General features: G+C 62.3%; 1 protein-coding gene. It reads right to left on the reverse strand.

Annotated elements, in window-relative coordinates:
* Nucleotides 1-41: 41 nt before the first annotated feature.
* Nucleotides 42-579, reverse strand: a 538-nt coding sequence (locus tag FY036_RS23670) for a WD40/YVTN/BNR-like repeat-containing protein (RefSeq protein ID WP_407941110.1), incomplete at its 5' end; no start/stop codon positions are given.

Consider the following 579-nt stretch of genomic DNA (forward strand, 5'->3'; position numbering starts at 1 on the left):
CCAGAAGTACCGCCCCAAGAGCCTGCTGCAGGCCTCACACCTCAACGCGGGGAGCCGCGGACTGCCTCCCAGGTCACACCGCCATCGTTCGAGCGGAAGATTGTGCCCTGATGCGACGCCGCGAACATCCGCTCGGCGTTTTCGGGGGCGACAGCCAGATGGAGCAGCACCTCGTTACCCCAATCCGCTGCGAGAAGGGAGAATTGTACTTCGGCCTCCTTAGCGACGGCAAGGCCCTCGCCGGGGATGAAAGCGAAGATCCTGGCATCGTCGGTTACCTTGACCAGACTGACTGGTGCTCCGTCTAGAACAGGTCTCCAGGTCAAGCCTTCGTCTTCGCTCCTGTGGAGCCCCGTTCTCGTACCGGCATAAAGGGTGTCAGCATCCACAGTCGAAGCGGCCAGGGAGATCATGTCACTCGGAAGAGGTCCGACGACGGACCATTCATGCCCGCCATCGACACTGCGCTGGAGCGCTCCGTAGGCGCCATAGATGATTTCGGGGTCGACGGGACTGACGGCAAGCTGATGGAAATCCACCGGGCCATTTGCGCCCGGCGATCGCTGCGTCCAGGTTGCC

The organism is Neoaquamicrobium microcysteis, assembly GCF_008180155.1.
GTDB classification, from domain to species: Bacteria; Pseudomonadota; Alphaproteobacteria; order Rhizobiales; family Rhizobiaceae; genus Aerobium; species Aerobium microcysteis.